Source organism: Vibrio ordalii ATCC 33509, assembly GCA_000257205.1.
GTDB classification, from domain to species: domain Bacteria; phylum Pseudomonadota; class Gammaproteobacteria; order Enterobacterales; family Vibrionaceae; genus Vibrio; species Vibrio ordalii.
In genome coordinates, this window is record AEZC01000072.1 from 1 (window position 1) to 23,223 (window position 23,223).

The following is a 23,223-nucleotide window of genomic DNA, read 5'->3' on the forward strand; positions in this document are numbered from 1 at the left end:
GGTATAAAAACAGTACCGAAAGGAAGCTAAGAAACATAAACTGGCCAAACTAAACTTGGTTTGGCCAGCTGTAAGGCACAAAATGTTAGAAAAAGATAACCTGATTAAACTTGCGCGTATGCCAATGCCGTTTGGTAGGTATGAAGGACGAGCGCTTATCGACTTACCAGAAGAGTATTTGCTGTGGTTTGATAAAAAGGGCTTTCCTGAAGGGGAGCTGGGGCGTTTGCTGCAAATTTGCTTAGCGTTGAAAATTGAAGGCTTAGACAGCGTGGTTAAGCCACTAAAGCGTATGTGATCTAGTGGCTAGCTGCATTATTTTTTCATCAGTTTGGCGAGATCGGCAAAGGGGTTATAGGTCGCGCTTTGATGATCGTCTAGTCTCGCAACAGGCTCAGCGCCAAATCGGTCGTGGTCTGAATATTTAGAGTGCTCATGATCGTGACAATAGAGGCATAAAAGCTCCCAGTTACTGCCATCTTCAGGGTTATTGGTGTGATCGTGATCTTTGTGATGCACAGTTAATTCTCGTAAATTTGAATAGACAAATTCACGCGCGCAATTGCCACACACCCAAGGGTAAAGTTTAAGTGCTTTTTCTCGGTAACCGCTCTCTTTACGAGCATAATTGGCACTTGAACCATAAAAATCTGACGACATGTTAATTCCAACCATTGATTAAAAATACTTTTCCGATATTAAAAACCAAAAATCTACGCTAATCAAAGTTTGTGTGATTTATTTTAATGCACACGCTCACACCTTAGCGTAAGTGCCACTTTTACTACTCGATCTCAATCGGCGTGCCTTTATGCAGCGGAAGAATGAACCTAGCGAGCTGCTAATGCTGTCTTATAAATAAGATAATACTAAAAATAATAGGACTAATCATGTAATAAATGGAAACAAAATCTCAAAAATGTAGGTTAACTCTAGGATGTAAAAACATTGAGTGCAAATTTGCGGCGTACTTAACAGTGACCTTTTTAAGAGTTTGATTGCACATGATCTTTTGGGTAATTTTGCAATGAAAATTATTAAAATGTCAGGCCGCTTATATGTTCTCTCGTACTTTGCTCAAACAGATTTCTTCTGCTCGTAACCACCGTATGCTTGCGGAAGCGACGTTTGATTTTCTTCAAAGTTTCATTTCTCCCAAATCAATGCGGATCTTTCACGCACCAACATTAAATAAGCGCCATGAGTCATTATTTGAGTATAACTTACCAACTGCTCTGCAAAAGTATCCAAATACCTTTTGGAATTGGGCCGCACAATTTGACACCTCAGATGGCCTAATTCCACTAGCGATCAACACCTGCAATTGGGACTACCGTAGTGTGATGGGCGGTGAGTCTTCTCTTTTTATGTTAGATAACCACCCGGATTTAAGAACCTATTTGCTGCTTGAGGCAATTGATAACGTCAACATTCATGCGAAAACAGAATCCGGAGAGCTCGATTGTTTGCAACTGATTGCGGCTCGTTGGCAATGTCTTCGCGCGGAATCTGAAGCGGCAAAGGAGTTTAAAAATAGAGATATCCGCGAAGCAAAGTATTTTGACGAAATTAAACAGCGCGAAATGTTCATTGATAACATGAAGCTGGTTCATCAATTAGCGATTGAACTGGCTAACCCAGACAATTTGGATGCGCTGCACAGAGCGGCCGTTGATGTCACGAAAACTCGCTTAGGATTTGATCGAGCCGCTTTTTAGTTCTTGATATGAAAAAACGTTGTTTTAGCGGAACTTATGGTACGGATGAAAGCGGAAAAACGGTAAATGAACACCATACTCAATACGATTTGCACCAGCTAGAAGAAAGTTATTTAAGCGGTCTTTCTGATGATACTAAAAGTTTGGTGCTGATCGACGATGCCCCTCTATACACGGCGGGCAATGTAGTCGGGCAAGGATGGAATGGGATGCTGATCCTACGTGATGGTAATGAAACCATCGGTTGGATCGCGATTGATAACTACATTAATCGCCAGCCCATTACTGAATACCAAAAGCAGATGTTGGAATCTTTTGGTTCATTGCTTGCGCAAATTTATATTCGTAAGCGTCAGGAGCAAAATGTTCGTATGTTGCATGCGAGCATGGTTGAATTGTCACGTTGTATGACGGTGAGTGAAGTGTGCAAATCGGCGGTCAGTTTTGCGATTAACCGCATGGGCATTGATCGTATGGCAGTATTTTTGACCGATAAACACTGCTCGTATATTCAAGGAACGTGGGGAACCGATATCCAGGGCAATATCGTGGATGAATCCTATTTTCGTTCTCGGACCACCAATAATATGATTGTTGATATGGCCAAAGCCAACCCTAATGAGGTGATGTTTGAAGAGTCAGTCCCTATTTATCATGACAGCAACATTGTTGGTTTTGGTTGGACAGCCTTGACCATGCTGACCAGTAATGAAGAGCCTATTGCTTTTATTGCGGCGGATAATTTGATTCGTCGCTCACCATTGACCTCGCAACTGCGAGAAGTGATCCGCATGTTCGCCTCGAATTTAACCGAAGTATTGATGCGCACCAGTGCTCAGCAGGCGATCAGTGAACTGAATGAGAACTTAGAAATTGAGGTGCTAAACCGTACCTATGAGTTACAAAAAGTGAACAACAAACTGGATTTAATGGCCAAAATGGATCCATTAACTCGTCTTGGAAATCGTCGGATGTTAGCTCATTTATTGGAACGCATCGGTTCGAGAGTACAAACGGAAACCGTAAGCTATGGTTTAATTCTGCTTGATATTGATCACTTTGGTTTATTTAATAATTACTATGGTCACTTGGAAGGGGATATTGCTTTGATTCGTATTGGCCATATTCTCAACCAACATGCTCAGGCAGAGAATGAACTCTTCTGCCGAATTGGTGGTGAAGAATTTATATTGTTGGTGGCCAACCGTGATGCAGCAGAAGTGAAAGCGTTGGCTGAAAGCATACGCTTTAGTATTGAACGAGAGCAAATTGAACATAGTGAGAACCCTGATGGTGACTGCTTAAGTGTTTCGATTGGCTACACTATTGCCCAGTACCTTCCCAGTGAACTTAAGTTTGAGGAGATGTACAGCAAAGCGGATAAGGCACTTTACCAAGCAAAAGATAATGGCAGAAATCAAGTGGTTGGTTACTCTGAGCAAAAACACCATACTCGAAGTGATAAAGTCGCCGCGCCAAATCTATAGTGTTGGCGCGGCGAGTCATGGCAAGAATAATGAGAACAGCAGATTATTCAGTCTGAGAGGTAATATTCAACCGTTGAAACGACGCGTACTTTTTTGATGTAAGGAGTATTGTTATCACGATCCACAATACTAAATTGTCCCTGTGAAGCGCGTTTAATCTTGCCAAGTGAGCTTTGCGAATCTTTGGCAAATTTCTCTGCGACTTCTCTTGCTTGTTTGGTCGCTTCTTCAATCATGTCGGGTTTGATTTCATTGAGTCCAGAAAATGAATAATCAACGCGGTTGTTGTAAGGATCTTGATTAAAAACGATGCCTTGTTTTCCTAAATTGCCGAGCTTATTAATGGCCTCGCGCACTAGGTCAACTTGATTGCTGTACACCGTAATGGTTTGGTTCGCTAAATAACGAAACTCGACTAAATTTTCTCCACCATACTGCTGTGCCTTTTTGTCGATCACCGCTGGCGATGATAGCGAGACACTTTTTTCATCAATGCCTTGTTGAGCTAAAAATGCGGTCACCAGTTGGTTCTGCTTTTCAATCGTGTTGAACATGGTGGGTAAATCATTGTCGGCCACACTAAATTGGATCGGCCAAACAACGGTGTCGGCGGGATATTCTCGCTCTGATAATCCTTTAACGGTTACCACGCGCTCATACTCTTTATATTTCACAGCCGTTTGCTGCACAAAGTAACCGAGGGTTGCGAGCCCGAGTATTAAACTCAGGCCGATGATCAATGAAGCGCTACTTTTTATTTGCATGCCTTGTTTTCCTTTTGTTGGCAACAGTCCTCAAACGACTTGAAGTCGCAGCGGTGAGTCGTTTGAATATAACAACACACCTTAGATTTGAGATTGTGATTTCGACAGCCATTTTCGGTTAGAGTTTTGCCAGAGATTCTAATTTTTTATGCTGGCGCTTAGTTTGCTTTTGTTGAATGGCATCAATCATAGAGATTAACGCTGAGCCATCCCAATCACTTTTCTGAGGTGCGTACAAAGTTTTAAGCTGTTGGTTGATTTGTGCATCTAGTGCGGTTTTCTCTTCATCACTTAATACGACTGAATCGCGCCAGAGGGTGAAGTAATAGCTGATTTTGGCACCATCTTGGCTTTTTACCGCTTCTTTTAACTGTTGATATGGGGGGCCTTCAAGCGGTTGATGATGAGCGTCGGTTTCTTGTGTTGCTGTCTGTGGTGCGTTACGAAATGACCAAGCAACGACCATAGTCGCCATCCATAACAGTGCAAAAAATGCGGTAAAGTAGGGCCAGTATCCTGCATCTTTAACAGTGACGGTTGGTACTGTTGATGGTGTCAGCACAGAAGTGGAGGGGTTGAGTAATTCACCTGGCGAAACCTCTAGCTTTAATCCTTTGGCTTGCGCGCTTTGCTGAGATTCGTTTTTGGTGTCCCACCAACTGACGGTGAGATCCGCCAGCTCAACCTTACCGACGGTTTTGGGGATGAGTACTTGTTTTAGCGTCATTTGCACATCGCCATTCTCTAAACTTTTAAACTGAGGCTTTTCAGCATAGAGCCGAATTGAGCCTGGATATTGCACTGAGAGGTTAGGCAACTGCGTCTGCGTAAGACCTTTCACTGTCAGAATCCATTCACGAGTCAACGATTCACCTACTTTGGTTTTAAAGCTCTCGGCGGTGATGATCTGCCCTGTGGCATCTCGCCACGTTTGGTTGAGTGTTAGTTTTGGTGTAGGTAGCCAAGTGCCTTGATAGTTATCTGGTTTCGGCAGTACGGTGAGCGAAAAGGTTTTGGCCGGAATATCGACTTGCAGCAAGCGGGTGCTGCCCGTTTGGTTGTTACCATAGATGAGGCCAGCTTTAAACGCAGGGCCGGATAACGTGAAAGTTCCTGCCTCTTGGGCCGTGACTCTAAATTTTTGGTCTACAACGGTGACTTCAACCCCATCCAATAAGCTTTGGTACTGGTTAGCTTCTCCCTCAGTTGTCAGTTCTAATCCTTGTACAGCGGGTGGTGTAATTTGTGGATTTTGCAGCCTTCTTGGATCAGCTTTGATGATTAGGCGAGCATTGAGAAAAGTGCTTTCACTCGGGTAGAGTTTGCTACGTTCTAGATCAGCTTGTATTTCAACAAGGTCAGATTGCTTGGGCGCTTCACCATCAGCGATAACTTGAATTGCGATCGGTTGAGTCGTTGCCCCATTGACGCTAAAACTAGGAATGGTCAGTATACCGAGTTTGTTGGCTGCCAACGATACATTCCATTCACTGCGCGTGCTGCGATCGCCATTGATGATGTTCACCGAAGTACCAAAACTTGGGCGGCCGAGGAAAAAATCGCCTTCTAACACCTTAAAGTCGATCGCATCGGTCGATACTTTTTCATCGGCGACAATTCGTAATTGGAATACTTCATTTTTCGCGACCTTATTTTTACTGACGCTGGCGTAAAGTGCAGCCGCGTTAGCGGCCGAGCTCAGTAGAGCAACAGAAACTAGGCTGATAATCGCAGCCCAAAATGAACGCTTGATCGATTTCATACTTACCACTTCTTGCTGTTGTTTTGTTGAGGTTGTGCTTGGTCTTCTTGCCGTTGTCTTGCTTGTAGCAACAATTGTGCTTTGAGTAAGCCGCTAGGGTCTCGTGCACTTTCGACTTGTTCTAGCTTGCGAAGTTGCGGGTCAACGGTTTGGCTATCGCCTTGCGGTTGCTTCTGTGTTTGCTGCTCAGAGGCTTCTTTGTCACTGACCTCATCTTCGTTGTTCATTGATCCATTTGTTTGAGTCGCTTCAGTCGGCTGTTGAGAGGCAGGCGATTCATCCGCCGTGTTGGCCTTGGATCGCTCACTTTGCTCATCTTTACTTTGTGCCGATTGAGGCGAAGACTGAGATCCGTCGTTCTGCGGTGAGTTATCGCTTTGTTCGTCGTTTTTATTCTGTTCATTATTTTTATTTTCTGAGTGATTTTGATCTTGATTTGGATCGGAAGGCTCACCAGACTGTTGCTGTTGCTGTTGCTGTTGCTGTTGCTGTTGCTGTTGCTGTTGCTGTTGCTGTTGCTGTTGCTGTTGCTGTTGCTGTTGCTGTTGCTGTTGCTGTTGCTGTTGCTGTTGCTGTTGCTGCGCTTTTTTTACGATTTCCAAATTATGCTGAGCATCTTTATGGTTTGGGTCGCGTTTTAACACCTCTTCATACAAGGTTTGGGCCTTTTCCAATTCTCCATTTTGCGCGTAGGCGTTGGCCAAGTTGTATTGCACTCGCGCACTGTCTTGTGGCAGTTGAGAGAGGGTCTCCACCGCTGCATGATATTCCCCAGCCTGATATTGAGCGATGCCTTTCCACTCTAAGTCTGTAAATTGTTCACTGGCCGCTTGATACTCCTTTGCATCAAACGCTTTTTTGGCTTGTTGATTGCTATTTAGCCAAGGTGAAGCCTGTACACTATTGCTGTGCAGTGTAGGGATGAAGAGCAGTAATAAAGAAAAAATGACGCCACGGCGAAACAAAAGCAAACACGGGATAATGAGGATCAGCACTAACCAATAGCCATTGTTAACGCGCTCTTTCACCCTTTGTTGACTCTTGGTTGTACTGTGTGGTTGTTCGTTTTGGTCTAGCTTAGCGATCATTGCGACATCGCTATTGTCTAAGCTGATTGGCGTAAATAATCCATTTATATTCTGTGCGAGCGACTGCATATTGGCAAAGTTGGTCTTGGCCACCACGGTCTGCCCTTGTGCATTTTTCAGTAAGCTGCCATCGCTGAGCGTAATGGGCGCGCCCGCTTGTGTACCAATGCCTAAGATCACCAATTTCCAACGCGTATTGGTAAGCTGTGTTTCAATCTGAGCTTGCTCTTGTGAGTCGATGTCATCGGTCAATAACACAATGTCACCTTGTGCAAGGCCAGCATTTTTCATTATGTCGATGGCTAATTGAACCGCGCGAGCTGCATCTGCGCCGGGGTAGGGCATAATATCGGGCGATAGATTGGGCACTAAGTTGCTTAGGGTTGCGGTGTCGGTGGTTAATGGGCTAACGGTATAGGCATCACCTGCATAGGCGACAAGCCCTGTGCTACCTTCTTGCCATTGCGTGAGTAAGTCGAGCGCTTTATAACGCGCTTGCGTTAAGCGGTTGGGTTTTATATCAGTAGCGTACATCGATAGTGACATGTCCATCACTAATACGCGCGCGTTACTATTGCTGTAACTGGGGCGTGTTTGAGATTCAAAACTCGGACCAGCCAGCGCCAGTACTGCGATCAGCCAACTGATGCCGATGATCACGATGGCCGCGTTATGTTTTTTAGCGTTCAAACCCATCGCCTTAGCCAGATGAGGTGCTATCAAAGAGTGTCGTTTGGCACGCAGAGTGAACCAGCCCAGCAGTAGTGCTAAGGGGAATAGTGCGGTTAACCACCAAGGTGTAAGAAAAACAAACTCAGACATGATTTCTCCTTAGTAGCGCTAAGAGCATAGATAGCACGAGCGCTATCGCCAACGGATAACCAAACCATTCGCTTTGTGGACGCCAAGTTTGGCTTGCTTGGCTTATGGGTTCTAATTGATTAATGGTGTCGTATATTTTGGCGAGATCTTGGCTATTTCGTGCGCGAAAATATTGGCCACCAGTCATGGTCGCTATTTGTGTTAACGTCTTCTCATCTAAATCTTCCGCGGTATTGATTCTTCGAGTCATAAAAAACTCTTTGACCATCATTTCGCCAGCGCCAACACCGACTGTGTAAATGGTGGCATTGTATTTTTGGGCAATTTTCGCAGCTTCGATTGGGTCGAGCACGCCAGCGGTATTGCTGCCATCGCTGAGTAAAATCATCACCCGCTGTGGGGCATCACTATCGATAAACGTTTTGGTCGCAAGCCCAATCCCTTCACCAATGGCGGTTTGGGTGCCGATCAGCTTAAGGACGGCTTGATTAAGCTGCTGGCGAATGGTGTTTCTATCCAGAGTCAGCGGCGTCTGTAGATAGGCGTGATCGGCAAATAAGACTAACCCAAGGCGATCACCTTCACGCTTGTCAATAAAATCAGAGAGCACATTTTTAACGGCGCTCAAACGATCAATGTACTGATCGCCAAGCAGCATATCTTCTTGGCTCATGGAGTAAGAGAGGTCAACCACCAGCATCAGATCTCGGTGTTTGGGCTGAGCAATAACCGGTTCGCCAAACCACACAGGGCGGGCGGCGGCGATCACTACTAAGCACCAAATAACGCTTGCAATGATTTTAGCGATGATCTGGTTTGGTGCTTGACGCTGATTATCTTTAGGAAGGTAGGGCAGGTGAATCGCTGCCCTTTCTTTTGCTGGTGGTAAGAATCGATAAACGACCAGCGGGAGTGGCAGCAGGCATAGCATCCACCACCACAATAACTCTATATTTGCCAAAGCCTAGCTATCTCCGTTTTTTAGGCGGCAAAGCATCATTAACCCATTGATAGCAGTGATTAATCAGCTCTTGACTATGTTCTGTTTTCTGCTTTTGGTATAACGCTTGCTGCCACAATGTTTCATTGGGAACAAAAAGAGGGTAAGAAATTTGTGAATCTAAAAAGGTGTACCACTCTTTGCCGGTAAGATGTGCGATTTCCATACGAGGGTAGTAACAAAGCGCGGCTTGACGAAGTAGCTCAATCGCTGAAGAAGGAGTTAAATGCCCAAATTGGGGGTTGAGTAAACGCAGCGCCGTTTTTTTCGGGGCTAAGCGTTTACGACGCCAACGAATGGCTAACACCAGAATCAGCAGACAGAGCAGTATGCCCGCCGCGCTTGCCCACCATCCCCAAGCCAAGGGAAACCAAGAGGGTAGCTCAGGCAGTTGCATCGCGCTTAAATCTAAAAGTGTAGCTATTGATGATTCCTTCATTCTTTATATCCGGATAGTTGTTGCAACAAAGGTTTCTCACTAGAGAGTGAGGTATAAGAAATTGCCATAGTTTGACTCAATGATTTTAGTTTTTCTTTTTGAGATTCAAAGGCTTTTTTTAACCCTAAGCGCGTACTATTTTCCGAAAAGTTGAGCCAGCTCGTCTGTTGGTCATCGGTTACGCGTTCTACACCGCGAAATTGGGTATCTCCTTGCTCTAATGGATCGTAAATGTGCACAATTTTTACACGATTATGTCGCTGCAATTGGTTGAGTATTGGTTGTAATGTGGCATTGAAATGGACGAAGTCACTGATCAAAATCACTTCACTGCCTTTAGAGCACAAACGATTCAGCGCAGTTAGGCCGCGCTGCATGCTGTGTGATTTCGTTTTATCAAGCTCCAACAGCTGTTGGTTTTGTAGTGTCACTAACTGTTGCAACAGCTGTAATGGCCCTTTTTGGCGGCTAGTCGGTTTTAACTCAACCAGTGTCGAACCAGTATCAATCACCGCGCCCACTCGGTCCTTATTGGCAATGCTTAACCAACTGAGCAAGCTTGCCATGTGCGCCGCTTGCACTGATTTGAGCATTAACTGCGATCCAAACTGCATAGAGCGGCTCAGATCAACGTAAAGTATGACGGGTTTTTCTCGTTCTTCACTGAACAGTTTGGTATGAGGCTTTCCCGTACGCGCAGTAACGCGCCAGTCGATGGTCCGAATATCATCTCCTGCTTGGTATTGCCTGACCTCAGCAAAGTCCATTCCTCGGCCGAGTTGCTTGCTCTGATGCTGCCCCAATACTTGCGCCCATAAACTTTTAGCAGGTGGCAGCCAGCGAATAGCGTGCTGCTTGTAAGGCAACAGTTCAGCCAATGAAAGTGTGACACCCGTACTAAACGGTGGAAGTGACTCTTGCATAGTAAACCTTAGTCTTAGTGCTAAGCACTACCAACCAGTGACAGTAAGTGAGTGATAACTTGGTTGGGATGTACGCCCTCAGCCTGTGCTTGGTAGCTCAATAATAGCCGGTGGCGCAAAACCGGAAATACCATCGCTTGAACATCTTCAGGGCTGACAAAATCACGCCCACTGAGCCATGCATGAGCGCGAGCGCATCGATCAAGCGCGATGGTTGCTCGCGGGCTGACGCCCATCTCTAACCATTGTGCCAACGTGGCATCGTAGTCTGCGGGTTTACGCGTTGCCATGATCAGGCGAATAATATATTGCTCAATAGGTTCGGCCATGTGAATGTTCAGCACCGCTTGTCGAGCACTGAAAATATCGCTTTGGCTTAATGTTGGCGGAGAGACTTTCTCAAGTCCCTGCGCTTCCCCGCGGTTCAAACGTAAAATGGCGAGTTCATTTTCAGCGTCTGGATAATCAACATTTAAATGCAATAAAAAACGATCCAACTGCGCTTCGGGTAGAGGATAAGTACCCTCTTGCTCGATAGGGTTTTGGGTAGCCATCACTAAAAAAAGTTCAGGTAACGGGTAGGTTTTTCGACCTGCCGTGATCTGTTTTTCGGCCATCGCCTCGAGCATCGCAGCTTGTACTTTGGCTGGAGCGCGGTTGATTTCATCAGCCAATACTAATGAGTTAAAAATCGGGCCTGCTTGAAAGGTGAACTCACCTGTTTCAGGGCGGAAGATATCGGTACCGGTTAAATCGGCAGGGAGCAGATCAGGCGTAAATTGAATTCGATGAAAATCACCTTCAATGCAATCGGCGAGTGATTTCACAGCACGGGTTTTTGCAAGGCCAGGAGGCCCCTCGACCAAAATGTGTCCATCAGCAAGAAGTGCAACTAATAACTGCTTAACCAAACCTGTCTGGCCTATGACTTGCTGATTTAAATAGTGTTGTAGCGATTGAAACGCGTGCGATGGCATTGAATGGGTCTCCTGCTGTTTTGCTGAATTAGTAATTTATTGATTCGAAAAGTTCCATGAAAATTAATCCATATGGTGAGTTCGATGGTTTTTTAAGCACTAAAGATAAATTAATTCAATTATTCATAATAATAAATAAGTTAGTTAAGGAGTGGTGCGATGAGGCCTTGAGTCAGTCTCTCCTAAGCATGAACCTCATCTATTAGGTCGTTTAGATAAAATGGTGGGTAGCTTTAAGCCCTAGAATCATGAGAGGGAAATCGGTACACTTCCCCCATTACGTTTATGTTTAGGTAAGTAAAATGAGTGATTTTGAAAAAGAGTTAGCACAATTGTCGCAACAGGTGGCGGGTGAACCTGAAGTGAAACTGCCTTCGTTGGAAGAGCAAAAAGCGATTGTGGCTGAGCTTAAGCAGCTAGAAGCGGAAGGCAAGCTGACGGCAGAAGTGCTGGAAAAGCATTTTGGGCAATTCTTTACAGAAACGGATACTCCCGTCCATTAATTCAAACCCACTTTATTTAATTTAGAGCACAAGTTTATTTAGAGTACACAAGTTTATTTAGAGTACACAATAGTATTTAGGGCACACATTAGTATTTAGGGCACACAGTAGTGCTGCCCTTTCTTATCAGAAAACGTTATTGAGTCATAGGTAGTTGTTGCGCGATATCTTCGAGTGCCTGTTGAAGAATCTCTGTCGTTTGCGCGCCTGAGATAAGATGGCGTTGCTCAATGATCAAGGCTGGTACCGCTTGAATTCCCGCCTCTAACCACTGTTGTTCTGTGACAGAAACGGTTTTCGCCCACGACTCATCAGTTAAAACTGCGCGGCAGATGTCTCTGTCTAAACCAAGGCTCTGTACTAGGTCGAGCAAGACATCATCGTCATCTAAGGCTTGCCCGAAAGTGAAATAAGCACGAAATAGTGCCATTTCCAGCTCTAATTGTTTTCCTTGGCTATTCGCCCACATTAATAATTGATGCGCTTTACGGGTATTATAAATACGCATGTCGTCACTGAAATTGAATTGAAAGCGGACTTCTTGCCCTAGGGCGCTGAGGGTTTGGCGTGCTTGTAAACTTGCTTCTATCGACGTGCCATATTTTTTGGCTAAATGTTGCTGTAGGTGTTCACCACCTATAGGCATAGCAGGGTTGAGTTCAAAAGGGTGCCAATGGATGTCTGCATCGATCGTATCGCTGAGAGCCAGCAGCGCTTGCTCTAACCGCTTATAGCCAATGATGCACCAAGGGCAGACAACATCTGACACGATATCAATGCGTAGTTTTTTCATTTTCTTCCCTACCGCGATTGGCAATTCACTGACCTTAATTATAGCGAGATTATCAACATAAACTGTGACTTGTTGTGTAGCCTTTTGGAAAGCTAGGCGCTTTTTTATCGCTCTACGCCTTTTCTCTCATACAAACAATATTGCAATAAGGCTGATGGAATTGCTGAAACGCTCTCTATACTCTAAAAACGTTAAATGCAGAGAATTAAACTGCGCTTTGAGAAACAAGTGACGTATTGTGAGGTTTCGCCTCTTTCAACTTGTGAGTTAACCATGATGAACAGGGACATTGACGTATGACAAATGTTCAACCAACCGATGTGATTTTGCATGCTTTTGATTGGCCGTATCGTTTAGTCGCTGAGCGTGCAGAGCAAATTTTCCAACTGGGTTATAAAACGGTGTTGATTTCACCGCCGATGAAATCGTTCAAAACCGCTCAAGGTACAAAATGGTGGCAACGTTACCAGCCGCAAGATTATCGCATCATTGATAATCAGCTGGGCAATACCCATGATTTTAAACAAATGGTTCAAACCTTAACCGCATTAGGCTTGCGAATTTATGCCGATGTGGTGTTCAACCATATGGCCAACGAATCCAAATTGCGTTTGGATTTACAATACCCGAGCACACAAGACTTAGCTTCCTACCAGAATAAAAGCGATGAGTACCAAGCGCTGCGCCTCTTTGGTGATCTGACCCAGCCACTCTTTGATAAAGATGACTTTGTGGAAGCGTTTGGTATAAAAGATTGGAAGGATCGTTGGCAAGTGCAAAATGGCCGCATTACTGGAGGGGCGCATGATCCGGGCCTACCCACGTTGCGTGATAATGAACACGTGGTTGTACAACAACAGGCTTATTTAAGGGCGTTGAAAGCGTTAGGAGTCAAAGGATTTCGAATTGATGCTGCTAAGCATATGTCTATTGAGCATTTGAAGAAAGTATGGGCCGATGACATTACGCAAGGCATGCATATTTTTGGCGAGATCATTACTGATGGCGGTGCAACCAAAGAAGAGTACCAACTTTTTCTAGAGCCTTATCTGCAAGAAACAAAGTTGGGTGCTTATGATTTTCCACTATTTCAAACGGTGTACGATGCGTTACAAACAAAAGGTAGCCTGAAATGGCTGATTGACCCTTATTGTTTTGGTCAGGCGCTTTCCAACAACCGAGCGATTACGTTTGCCATTACGCATGATATCCCCAACAACGCTGTGTTTGCCGACCTCGTCATGGATGAAGCCTTAGAAAATATCGCCTACAGCTACATTCTTGGTCGCGATGGGGGAGTGCCATTAATTTACACCGATTTGAACACCAGTGGTATTATGAACCATGCTGGTCTTCCGCGCTGGCAAGAGGCATGGTGTTCGCCACAAATGGCGGAGTGCATTGCTTTTCATAATAAAATGCATGCATTGCCAATGGAAACGCTAGAAGCGAGTGATGACCTGTTAGTGTTCAGCCGCGGTAACGAAGGGATAGTGGTTTTGAATAAATCTCAACGCAGTCAGCGTGTTGAAATTGATTGGACAAATCCAATGCTAGAGCTGTTTACAAATCAGCAGTATCAACCCAATAACCAAAAGATTGTCATGGATATCGCCGCTCGCTCTAGCGCGATGCTTTGTCGGCTATCAAATGTCTGATGGTGAATAAAACGTGAGTCGTTAAGAAAAATAAAGGCGCGTAATCAGCGCCTTTACTGAGTCTACCCAGTTGCTGCGGTAGAGGATTAAACGATGAATTTATTCAATATAGCATCTTGCTCTCTGATATTTTCGGTTTGAGCTTGCATGGCGATATTGGCATTGTCAGCGGCGTCTGCAACTTGAACGGAAAGATCTTTGATCTTAACCGTATTGTGGTTAATCTCCTCTGCGACTAAGCTTTGTTCTTCGGCAGCTGACGCTATTTGGATATTCATATCACTAATTTGCTGAATAGCATCGCGGATTTTCAGCAGAGCGTTATTCGCTTCTTCGGCACGGCTGACGGCCTCAGCTGCCGTTGTTTTACTCTGATTCATCGCATTGGCAACAGAAGTAGCGCTCGACTGCAACTTCTCTATCATAGTGCGGATTTCTGTCGTAGATTGCTGCGTTCTTTGCGCTAGCGTACGAACTTCGTCAGCCACAACCGCAAAACCTCGACCTGACTCTCCAGCTCGAGCCGCTTCAATTGCGGCGTTTAGTGCTAGTAAGTTGGTCTGGTCAGCAATGTCGTTGATTACTTTCAAAATGGTTTCAATGTTGGATGTCGCATTTTCTAGTGCACTTACCTCTGTTACTGCTTCATCAATACGCGTCGAAAGATTATCGATCGCTTGCGTGGTTTGGGTCACAACATTGGTACCAAATTCTGTCGCATCATCAGCATCTTTTGCCGCCGATGCCGCGCCTTGCGCGTTGTTGGCGACATCGCCAGAAGTGGTGGCCATCTCATGCATGGCCGTGGCTAATTGCTCAAGTTCATGCAGTTGATCACGCATCGCTTCGGCTGATTCTTGCAACCCAACAGAAGTCATCTCCGAACCGCGCAAAATTTCTGAACCTATGGCTTTAGACTGAGTGATTTGCTGTTGTAAGGTCTCAGTAAATGTATTGAAACCGACGGCTAATACCGAAAACTCTTTATCCGTGTCGGTGGCTAAGCGTTGGGTTAAGTCACCACTACCAGAGGCAACGTTCTGTATTGCATCGTTGAGCGCACCCAGCGGCTTCATCAATAGACGGATAAGTAAAAGCAGTATCGCAATACTAAACACTAAAGCGATCAACGTATAGATTATCGAACTGTTGCGCAGTGTCGCTAAAGACGCATAGGTGATCTCTTCATCCAAAAGGATACCAACGTACCAGTTCTCTCCAGGGACTTTTGAAAAATCGAGTGTGTAGTGTTTATTGTCGATCAGCACTTGTTTAGGTTCTTCGGCGATAACGGCATTACCTAAATAATCTTTCATTGGCTTACCATTGAGGTCAGCGTTTGGGTGCGCAATGGTTGTGCCATCGGATGACACAATAAACACATAGCCAGCATCAAACAATTTGACGGTATTGACCAACTCCGAAAATCCAGCAAGGCTAACATCGTAGAAGATTGCGCCGATAAATTTGCCGTTATCTTTAATGGGCGTGGCAATAGACACCAATATTTCATTGGTCGCAGAATCTGCATAGGGGGCCGTAATGATCAGTTTATCGGCATTTTTTGCATCAATATACCAAGGACGAACACGGGGGTTCCAAGTGGCACCCGGATTCCAAGCCGGGTCATTACTGATGTACGAACCATCACTCTCAAAACCGATCCCGGCCAGTGAAAAAGTCTGTTTTATAATTGGCCTTGTGATGACTTGAGACATACTATATCGATCGACATCGACTTCCAGCATGCTGGTAGCATAGGCGGCAATCGTTTTACGTTTATTAATTTCCGCACCTGCCGTGTTGCTTACGCTATCGATAATTTCAGTTACACTTGCTTCTACTAGTGACTTCACCTCTTTTTTGACAGTAAAGTATAGCTCCATCGCTAGCAGGGTAACAGTGACCAACAGCAGCAAAGATGACGCCGCGACGATCTTATGGCTGAATTTCATAGCAATCCCTTCCATCAATAAATAAGAATATTATTAATAAATGTATAGTTAGAGATTAATCATTCAGCCAGTAAACAATCCATTTTGAGCGAAAAATTACAAATCACGGCCAAGAACTAAAAGCGCTAGTTGTTGGCACTGTCCTTCATTGCCTTGGAAAAGCTCATCAACGATTTGGCTCAGTTTGATGCCAGACAGCTTGCGTTTTTGTGCCTCACGAACACGCAGTGCGATTTGACATTCAATTGGCAGCTCACTTACTTGATGTGGTTGCCAGGCTGACAATTTTTCGCTGAAGTTGTTTAACGATAACTTGGGCTTAAAATGCGTGGCTTCGCTTTTTAGTACATGAAGAAGGTGCGAATAGATTTCATCGTTAGGTTGACATTGACTCAGGTGATCGCAAGCAGCTTGGCTCAGTTCAGATAAGGTGACGTAACCCGCTTGATGGGAAAAACCGGCGGTTAAACGTACTGAAAAATCGACACGCTGCCATTGCGTATTAGGAAAAATAGTCAGCGAGCATAAACAGTCAAAAGGGATCCAAAAACTCTGCTTTGCTTCAACTGAATATTGATGTTTGCCAAGTTTACACAGTACTAATCCGCTCATTACTCGAATCAAACTGTGTTTGATAACTTTCTTACGAGGGGTGACAACTAGGTTAGCAGACAGTAAGGCTTCAAATTGAATTGCGTAGTTCATGGTACTTCTCACTGATTTTGGGGCGCTAAGAGTACCTTGTCTCACAGAAAATGCCAAATATGCGAACTAAAATCACCTTATTCTGGTCTGACCTTAGTGAATCTGTTACGACTGTAGCTGCGAGCTACGTCAACTATGCGTAGAATGAGCCAGCTTTTTATTTGATGTATGAATATATGACCACCACAACTGATCCTTATGTAGATATCCGTCCTTACAATGACGATGAAATTCCAGCGGCAATTGAGCGTTTAATCAATGATGAAGAATTTATCTCAGCTATTTTGCAACATCGTTTTGACAAACGATCTGCTTGGCTAAAATCGATGCTGAGCCCTTTTGTAAAAGCATACTTAAAGTTTAAATGGGCCAAACTCACGTCCGTGGAAGCAATCCAACTTGAAGTGAAGAAATACCTCACGAAAACGCTAGAATCAACGACACAAGGTGTCACCTTCAGTGGTCTCGATAAATTGGATAAACAGACGGCTTATTTATTTATTTCGAACCACCGTGATATCGCGATGGACCCAGCATTAGTCAATTATGGCCTGTATACGTCTGGTCACAAAACTGTGCGTATTGCGATCGGTGATAACTTATTGAAAAAGCCTTGTACCACAGAGCTGATGCGTCTTAATAAGAGCTTTATTGTGAAACGCTCGGCTAAAGGTCCGCGTGACATGATGAAAGCGCTCAGTACCTTATCTGCCTACATTAAACACTCACTTGAAACTGGAAATTCTATCTGGATAGCGCAAAAAGAGGGGCGAGCAAAAGATGGCAACGATTTTACCGATCCGGCCATTTTGAAAATGTTCCATGTGGAAGGGCGCAAGCAGAAAATAGAGTTTGCTCAGTATATTCAATCGCTCAAAATTGTCCCGGTCGCGATTTCATATGAAAATGATCCGTGTGATATGGCCAAAGCGTGTGAGTTATATGAAAAAGCGACGCATGGGCGTTATGAAAAAGGGGAATTTGAAGATATTGAAAGCATTGTCCAAGGTATTGTCGGTGAGAAAGGCCGAGTGCATGTTGGCTTTGGTGAAGTGATTACCCAAGCATTTGAAACTCCAGAAGCATTGGCGCAAGAGATCGATCGCCAAATTCACACAAATTACAAATTATTCCCGATCAATAAGTTAGCGGCTGGGATCGAAAGCTGTGATATCACGCCAGATATCCGCGCCCACTTAGAAAGCAAGCTGACCGAAATCCCTGAAGGGGCACAACGCTATTTACTCGATAGTTACGCCAACCCAGTAAAGAATCAGCAATAATCATCAAACGATGAAGAGAGGGGCCCACGGCTTCTTCTCTTCTCTTCTAGCCTATCTTGCGACCGAGCCGCCAAGGGTCAGTTTGCTTGGCCATTTACTGATGACATTACCTCCCAAATAAATATGACCATTGACGGTCATCGTGTCAGGAAATTCGGTGATTTTTGAACCACCAATAAACAAACTCCCTTCCACGACTAAACCTTCGGGCAAGTGGGTTAATGGCGTTCGAATTACGCTCAAATCCCCCTTGACTAAGAGATTCGCAGGCAGCGTTTCAAGTGGTGTATCCGTGAAATTGAGGTAACCACCAACCTTGATTCTCATTGGCCACGATTTGATTTTGCTACCCAGTAAGTTCGCATAACCACGAATGGTGGTGCCTTTTGGAATATTCTCTAGCAAGCTATTAGATGCTTCTAAACTACCCTGCACATTCAAGCCCTTAGGCAGGGATTTTATCGATGTCTTAGCAATATTTAGGTTGCCTTTAAGCGTGAGATTTTCGGGCAATGTTGTGTAGGGTTTATTACGCAAATAGAGATTGCCATAATTATCAAGGTGGTTAAGGATTTGGTATTGATCGAGCGGCTGTGACCATGCACAAGAGTCATAGAGAAGGCTGCATAATGTTAGTAAAAGCGAAAACTTATTCATAAAGCCTGCAGATGAAGACACGATACCTAGAGTATCGGCAGATTACGGTTAAGCTTCAATAATGCATTGCCTAGGATGAGAAAGCAAAGTGCTTGGGCGATAAAAAAGCGAGCCATGATTAGGCCCGCTAGGAGCAATTAGATTAACGAGCCAAAGAGCGCGACTTCAGTTCAAAAATAAGCTTTTCGGCACTGACTTCAAATTTGAAACGTGCATGCAATTCAGTAGAATTATCATCTAACGGTGAAACTTCAAACTCAACATTATCTGAAACTTGTTTGGCAAGAGCGAGGTACTTCTCAAATTCAGCTTCTAGCTGAGCTTTGTTGGGTGCCATGACCATCACTTCGGCAACTTCATCACCTTCTTTGATAATAAAGCCAATTTCGCCAGCGCAGCCACATGCTTCGCAGACTTGGATATCAACGTCTTTTTCGATACTCATTGTGAATCCTCTTAGTAAATGTATGGACATTCTAGCGGGCAAATCGTTTATCAGCCACAAAAAGCCAATCAGGTTTGGGGTAAATCGCGTCTTATTTTGGTTGTTCGAAAGTTTTTAGCCATCATTATGAATTAATGAGTGTGATACTGCTCAAATAATCACTAGTTTTTGTGTCATAAATTTGTCAGAACAGCCTTCAGTTCGTTGCGAATTGTTGATGATTGTAAGATTATTCGGTTGAAACAATTATTAATATTATAAATTGCGCTTCATCCATTAGTGGTGATGACTAATAAACTGGAAATTTAAGTCTCATTAGTGATGGCTAAAGGAGTGACAGTAACAAGCCAGTAGATAACGCTTTTAACAAGATGATTCTGGTTTGAATTTACTGTTTTAAGGGATGGTTTTTTAGACAGAAAATGCCATACCACGGGGGTGATTCGCGAAACGGCACTATCATCGCAATTGAGTTAGATGGATTAATAAAAAAGAGAAGAGTCTGGACCATGCCAAAGCGTAGTAAAGAAGATACTGAAATCACCATTCAGAGAATAATGGATGCTGTTGTCGATCAGCTATTGAGACTAGGTTACGACAAAATGTCGTATACCACGTTGAGTCAACAAACAGGGGTTTCACGAACGGGGATTAGCTACCATTTTCCAAAGAAAACCGATTTTACGGCCGCTTTAGATGGGCGGATTTTTAAGCTGTTTGTTGAGCATTTAGATTTTGAAAATGACCTTTCAAGCTTTTCAAATAGTTGGATAAATGCGCTGGAGAATGCGCAATTTTTGGCTATTTTGCGTTTGTTATTTCACCATGTCGTGACGACTGAAAATGCGGATGAATTCGCATCAAACGGTGTCGATCGGTTATATAAAACGGTGGCTGTACAGTTTGGCAAAGAAAGCGCAAGGGAGCTTGAGTGGCTGATTGGTAAATCGCTGATTAAAATGAGTCAATAATTTGGCACTTTGTGCAAGCTTGTATTGTCGACTTTAACACTAAAGCCAACTGAGAAGTTGGCTTTAGTGCTTTTTATAGAGAGAGTGTGCCGATCAGTCATACAACGTTGGGATTGGTTGACGTTTATGCTGAGTTGCTGTGTAAATCACGACAAGACGGTCAATCACGTGCTGGGAAACAGGCTTCCCTTCTAAAAAATCATCGATTTGGTCATAACTTAAGTTTAACGCATCTTCATCTGCTTTTTGTGGTGCGAGCTCTTCCAAATCCGCGGTAGGTGTTTTTTGAACCAATTGTTGTGGTGCGCCTAATTGAGCCGCTACCGCGCGCACTTGACGTTTACTCAAACCAAACAGTGGTGCTAAATCACACGCGCCATCACCAAATTTAGTATAAAAACCGGTGATATTTTCTGCGGAATGATCCGTGCCGAGTACTAACGCACCAACAAAACCTGCAATTTCGTACTGCGCGACCATGCGAGCGCGCGCCTTTACATTTCCTTTCACGAAATCAATTTTGGCACTGTCAGTTGGAGTTAAGCTTGTGCCTTGTAGCGCATCAAGAGAGGCTGAGTGCAGGCCATCTACACCCGCTTTAATATTGACCGAAATTGAGTGTGTAGGTTGAATGAAGGAGAGAGCAAGCTGCGCTTCATCCTCATCTTTTTGTTCGCCATAGGGTAAACGAACGGCGATAAACTGATAGTCGTTAACGGCGTATTCTTGGTTGAGTTGTGTCACGGCGAGTTGGGCTAGACGGCCGCACGTTGTTGAGTCGACGCCACCACTGATGCCAAGCACTAAAGACTTACAACCAGATTCAACCAATTTGCGTTTAATAAAATCAACGCGCCGTTCAATTTCATAAACCGGGTCAATGGATGAGAGAACACGCATCTCATCACGGATCATTTGTTCCATTAGGGTTCCTTTTCCTGCAAGCAATATAAATCTTTGGTGTATCATACCGAAATCATCAGATTAGAAAACCGAGAAAATGGTTTTCAGACTTGAATAGGATTGCTATGACCAAAATTGCCGTCTTTGGGAGTGCTTTTAACCCTCCGAGCTTAGGACATAAAAGTGTGATTGAATCGCTAAGCCATTTCGATTTAATTCTGTTGGTACCGAGCATTTCACACGCTTGGGGTAAGCAGATGCTCAGTTATGAGATCCGTTGTGAACTTATTGATGCTTTTATTCGTGATTTGCAGTCAGATAAGATACAGCGCTCAATAGTCGAAGAGGAACTGCAACAGCCCGGGCAGAGCGTGACAACGCATGCTGTTTTGTCATTACTGCAAAAACAATCACCTGATGCTGACATTACTTTTGTAATGGGCCCGGATAATCTGTTCAATTTTGCGAAATTCTATAAAGCTCAAGATATCTTGCAACGCTGGTCAGTCATGGCCTGTCCTGAAAAAGTCGCGATTCGTAGCACTGATATTCGTCAGCGGTTAGCTGAAAATTTAGACATTGCCGATTTAACGACTATCTCTGTTAGGAAAATCTTGCAGCAAAGAAAACTTTACTAGACAATCCACGCCCTTTTCGTGGTCGGAACTGTTTGCATTCATGAAGTTAAATGTGGTTGTTTGTGTGTTAATCATGTTTTCGTCGCTGACGGAAGCTTGCGATCCCTATTCCGGTTCATTATTAACGCCAGAGTTAGAATTAACACTAGGTTCAGATAGTAGCCCAGCAATGTTACCAGCATCGGGCGTCTGCTTTTCTATATTAGATAGTATGGGCTACGCATCGAAACAACTGCTGGCTTTAGGTTTATTTGAAGAATCTCCAGCCGACTCTTCTTATTGGACTGATTGGTTTTTTAAAGCCGATTCGGATCCCCTGTTTACTCAGAAATTAGCCACAAGTTACATTGGATTTGGGGTCTGGATGCCCTCTGAATTGCTCGACAAGCAAAGTGACATGTCAACCGAAGAGTGGTTAATGAGTCACGGCTTACAGCTGAGTATCGGTTTTGGCGAGAAAAAAACGGGTGAGCCGCGCATGCGTTTTGACTATCGTTGGCATGAAGATTTCGACAGCGTTGTCATGATGCAAATTGAAGTTCCCTTCTAACGTTTTCCCTCAGTAAACAAATTCTCTCAGAAAACAAAAAAGCCAACCGCAATATTCGCGATTGGCCTATGTAAATTGTGAACAAAGAGTATTCACTAACAACGTCAGTTGGCTAGGTGACCCTCGGCTTAAGAAGGGTCGATATAGTTATTGCAGCATACGTGCCAAGTTTTATAGCGCTTAGTTGCGATTGTTTCTTTGTTTTTTCAAACTTCCCCAAGAAAATTTTTGCAGGCTGCAAATGCAAACTGCAAAAACGACTCAGATTGCTAATGCCGCTAGGTTCAATCACATTCGCTCTGCTACCTTACTTTTATTTGATTACACATCTAACTAATTGGTGGTTTTTTAGTTAAATGCCCAAGCTTATTTATTCGTTTTAAATCAGCGGTCTATATCTATTATTGCTATTTTTTTGAATTTTTTGGTTGAATTTTTCATTTGTACTGTTAGTTTATATAGAGGTTTTTAATTAGAGTTCTAACTATTTATGTGGCAGACAATGATTACAGCAGCACCTTGGGTTGCATACCCGGAAATTATGCAAACAAAGACAGAACAATGGACGTTTCGTACCCCTAATCAAGCCGACGGGCAGCGTGTACATGATTTGATTGGGCTATGTCCTCCCTTAGATGAAAACTCCTCATACTGTAATTTCCTACAAGCGATTCACTTTCAAGAGACTTGCATCTTAGCGGAAAGAAATGGCGAAACCGTGGGGTTTATTTCGGCCTATTTAAAGCCTGACAATTCTGATGAATTGTTTATTTGGCAAGTGGCCGTGCATCCAAATGCTCGTGGGTTAGGGCTTGCATCGCATTTGTTACATGAATTGCTCGCTCGTGACGTTATGGCTGATGTTCGTGTATTGGAAACGACTATCACGAAAAACAACCAAGGTTCATGGAGCCTCTTTAAGAAGTTTGATCGAGCACATGGCGAGCAAGGAGAGGTATCGACCTTTCTCGATCAAACTCGTCACTTTGAAGGCGAACATGATACCGAGTATTTATACCGTATTCCGCTCAAACCTCGTTCTAACTCAACAGGATAACTATCATCGTTATGGATATTTTTAAAAAGAAAGAATCAAACGTGCAATCTTATGCCAATCACTTTCCCGTGGTTTTCTCTACGGCAAAAGGGAGCTGGCTATTTACCGATTCTGGTGATCGCTAC

22 protein-coding genes and 2 pseudogenes are annotated in these 23,223 nt (G+C 44.0%); 10 read left to right on the forward strand and 14 right to left on the reverse strand.

Annotated elements, in window-relative coordinates; translation table 11 throughout:
* Positions 1 to 82 precede the first annotated feature (82 nt).
* Positions 83 to 298 (forward strand): DUF3820 family protein, encoded by a 216-nt coding sequence (locus VOR_RS0104565; RefSeq protein ID WP_010318546.1) that lies wholly within the window; start codon positions 83 to 85, stop codon positions 296 to 298.
* A 17-nt stretch (positions 299 to 315) separates the two neighbouring features.
* Here VOR_RS0104565 and VOR_RS0104570 read toward each other — a convergent pair whose 3' ends face one another.
* Positions 316 to 660: a YajD family HNH nuclease gene (locus tag VOR_RS0104570; protein ID WP_010318547.1), complete on the reverse strand. Its 345-nt coding sequence runs from the start codon at positions 658 to 660 to the stop codon at positions 316 to 318.
* A gap of 398 nt (positions 661 to 1,058) precedes the next feature.
* Between VOR_RS0104570 and VOR_RS17715 the strand changes: the two are divergent.
* A pseudogene (locus tag VOR_RS17715) lies at positions 1,059 to 3,205 on the forward strand (GGDEF domain-containing protein).
* 47 nt (positions 3,206 to 3,252) lie between these two features.
* On the opposite strand, the gene VOR_RS0104580 reads toward VOR_RS17715, so the two are convergent.
* From VOR_RS0104580 to VOR_RS0104610, 7 genes are all read right to left on the reverse strand, one after another.
* The gene (locus VOR_RS0104580; RefSeq protein WP_010318548.1) at positions 3,253 to 3,969 is read right to left on the reverse strand and encodes an SIMPL domain-containing protein; all 717 of its coding nucleotides are present in this window, start codon (positions 3,967 to 3,969) and stop codon (positions 3,253 to 3,255) included.
* Between the two features lie 118 nt (positions 3,970 to 4,087).
* A complete protein-coding gene (locus tag VOR_RS0104585; protein ID WP_029626906.1) occupies positions 4,088 to 5,740 on the reverse strand; it encodes a BatD family protein in 1,653 nt (550 codons plus the stop codon).
* The gene (locus tag VOR_RS0104590; protein ID WP_010318550.1) at positions 5,734 to 7,641 is read right to left on the reverse strand and encodes a vWA domain-containing protein; all 1,908 of its coding nucleotides are present in this window, start codon (positions 7,639 to 7,641) and stop codon (positions 5,734 to 5,736) included. Before VOR_RS0104590 ends, VOR_RS0104585 begins: the two co-directional genes overlap by 7 nt.
* Positions 7,634 to 8,602: a vWA domain-containing protein gene (locus VOR_RS0104595; RefSeq protein WP_029626907.1), complete on the reverse strand. Its 969-nt coding sequence runs from the start codon at positions 8,600 to 8,602 to the stop codon at positions 7,634 to 7,636. The genes VOR_RS0104590 and VOR_RS0104595 overlap by 8 nt, the downstream gene beginning before the upstream one ends.
* 7 nt (positions 8,603 to 8,609) lie before the next feature.
* Entirely contained in the window at positions 8,610 to 9,080 is a 471-nt protein-coding gene (locus VOR_RS0104600) for a DUF4381 domain-containing protein (RefSeq protein ID WP_010318552.1), read from the reverse strand.
* On the reverse strand, positions 9,077 to 10,003 hold the full coding sequence (locus tag VOR_RS0104605; RefSeq protein ID WP_010318553.1) for a DUF58 domain-containing protein: 927 nt from the start codon (positions 10,001 to 10,003) through the stop codon (positions 9,077 to 9,079). Before VOR_RS0104605 ends, VOR_RS0104600 begins: the two co-directional genes overlap by 4 nt.
* Positions 10,004 to 10,023: 20 nt before the next feature.
* On the reverse strand, positions 10,024 to 10,980 hold the full coding sequence (locus VOR_RS0104610) for an AAA family ATPase (protein WP_010318554.1): 957 nt from the start codon (positions 10,978 to 10,980) through the stop codon (positions 10,024 to 10,026).
* A 302-nt stretch (positions 10,981 to 11,282) separates the two neighbouring features.
* On the opposite strand from VOR_RS0104610, the gene VOR_RS0104620 reads away from it, so the two are divergent.
* Positions 11,283 to 11,483: a restriction endonuclease subunit S gene (locus VOR_RS0104620; protein WP_010318555.1), complete on the forward strand. Its 201-nt coding sequence runs from the start codon at positions 11,283 to 11,285 to the stop codon at positions 11,481 to 11,483.
* 136 nt (positions 11,484 to 11,619) lie between these two features.
* On the opposite strand, the gene VOR_RS0104625 is transcribed toward VOR_RS0104620, so the two are convergent.
* A complete protein-coding gene (locus VOR_RS0104625; protein WP_081480698.1) occupies positions 11,620 to 12,300 on the reverse strand; it encodes a DsbA family oxidoreductase in 681 nt (226 codons plus the stop codon).
* A gap of 272 nt (positions 12,301 to 12,572) precedes the next feature.
* Between VOR_RS0104625 and VOR_RS0104630 the strand changes: the two genes are divergently transcribed.
* On the forward strand, positions 12,573 to 13,934 hold the full coding sequence (locus VOR_RS0104630; protein WP_010318557.1) for an alpha-amylase family protein: 1,362 nt from the start codon (positions 12,573 to 12,575) through the stop codon (positions 13,932 to 13,934).
* An 86-nt stretch (positions 13,935 to 14,020) separates the two neighbouring features.
* On the opposite strand, the gene VOR_RS0104635 is transcribed toward VOR_RS0104630, so the two are convergent.
* Both VOR_RS0104635 and VOR_RS0104640 read right to left on the reverse strand, forming a co-directional pair.
* Complete coding sequence (locus tag VOR_RS0104635; RefSeq protein WP_010318558.1) at positions 14,021 to 15,889, reverse strand: methyl-accepting chemotaxis protein; 1,869 nt, start codon at positions 15,887 to 15,889, stop codon at positions 14,021 to 14,023.
* 96 nt (positions 15,890 to 15,985) lie between these two features.
* Positions 15,986 to 16,594 (reverse strand): hypothetical protein, encoded by a 609-nt coding sequence (locus VOR_RS0104640; RefSeq protein WP_010318559.1) that lies wholly within the window; start codon positions 16,592 to 16,594, stop codon positions 15,986 to 15,988.
* 176 nt (positions 16,595 to 16,770) lie between these two features.
* On the opposite strand from VOR_RS0104640, the gene VOR_RS0104645 reads away from it, so the two are divergent.
* Complete coding sequence (locus VOR_RS0104645; protein ID WP_010318560.1) at positions 16,771 to 17,877, forward strand: 1-acyl-sn-glycerol-3-phosphate acyltransferase; 1,107 nt, start codon at positions 16,771 to 16,773, stop codon at positions 17,875 to 17,877.
* Positions 17,878 to 17,928: 51 nt separating this feature from the next.
* On the opposite strand, the gene VOR_RS0104650 is transcribed toward VOR_RS0104645, so the two are convergent.
* Positions 17,929 to 18,555 (reverse strand): hypothetical protein, encoded by a 627-nt coding sequence (locus VOR_RS0104650; RefSeq protein WP_010318561.1) that lies wholly within the window; start codon positions 18,553 to 18,555, stop codon positions 17,929 to 17,931.
* Between the two features lie 121 nt (positions 18,556 to 18,676).
* Positions 18,677 to 18,979, reverse strand: coding sequence for a YfcZ/YiiS family protein (locus VOR_RS0104655; protein ID WP_010318562.1), 303 nt, complete (start codon positions 18,977 to 18,979; stop codon positions 18,677 to 18,679).
* Positions 18,980 to 19,488: 509 nt separating this feature from the next.
* Here VOR_RS0104655 and VOR_RS0104660 point away from each other — a divergent pair.
* Positions 19,489 to 19,950 (forward strand): TetR/AcrR family transcriptional regulator, encoded by a 462-nt coding sequence (locus tag VOR_RS0104660; protein ID WP_010318563.1) that lies wholly within the window; start codon positions 19,489 to 19,491, stop codon positions 19,948 to 19,950.
* A 93-nt stretch (positions 19,951 to 20,043) separates the two neighbouring features.
* Here VOR_RS0104660 and nadE read toward each other — a convergent pair whose 3' ends face one another.
* Positions 20,044 to 20,874, reverse strand: coding sequence for an NAD(+) synthase (gene nadE / locus VOR_RS0104665; protein ID WP_010318564.1), 831 nt, complete (start codon positions 20,872 to 20,874; stop codon positions 20,044 to 20,046).
* Between the two features lie 104 nt (positions 20,875 to 20,978).
* On the opposite strand from nadE, the gene VOR_RS0104670 reads away from it, so the two are divergent.
* The 4 genes and pseudogenes from VOR_RS0104670 to VOR_RS19040 all read left to right on the forward strand — a co-directional run.
* The gene (locus VOR_RS0104670; protein ID WP_010318565.1) at positions 20,979 to 21,491 is read left to right on the forward strand and encodes a nicotinate-nicotinamide nucleotide adenylyltransferase; all 513 of its coding nucleotides are present in this window, start codon (positions 20,979 to 20,981) and stop codon (positions 21,489 to 21,491) included.
* Positions 21,492 to 21,531: 40 nt separating this feature from the next.
* Positions 21,532 to 22,041: a hypothetical protein gene (locus VOR_RS0104675; protein ID WP_010318566.1), complete on the forward strand. Its 510-nt coding sequence runs from the start codon at positions 21,532 to 21,534 to the stop codon at positions 22,039 to 22,041.
* Positions 22,042 to 22,531: 490 nt separating this feature from the next.
* Positions 22,532 to 23,098, forward strand: coding sequence for a diaminobutyrate acetyltransferase (ectA, locus tag VOR_RS0104680; protein WP_029626909.1), 567 nt, complete (start codon positions 22,532 to 22,534; stop codon positions 23,096 to 23,098).
* 11 nt (positions 23,099 to 23,109) lie between these two features.
* Positions 23,110 to 23,223: pseudogene (locus tag VOR_RS19040) on the forward strand (diaminobutyrate--2-oxoglutarate transaminase); the annotation flags it as partial.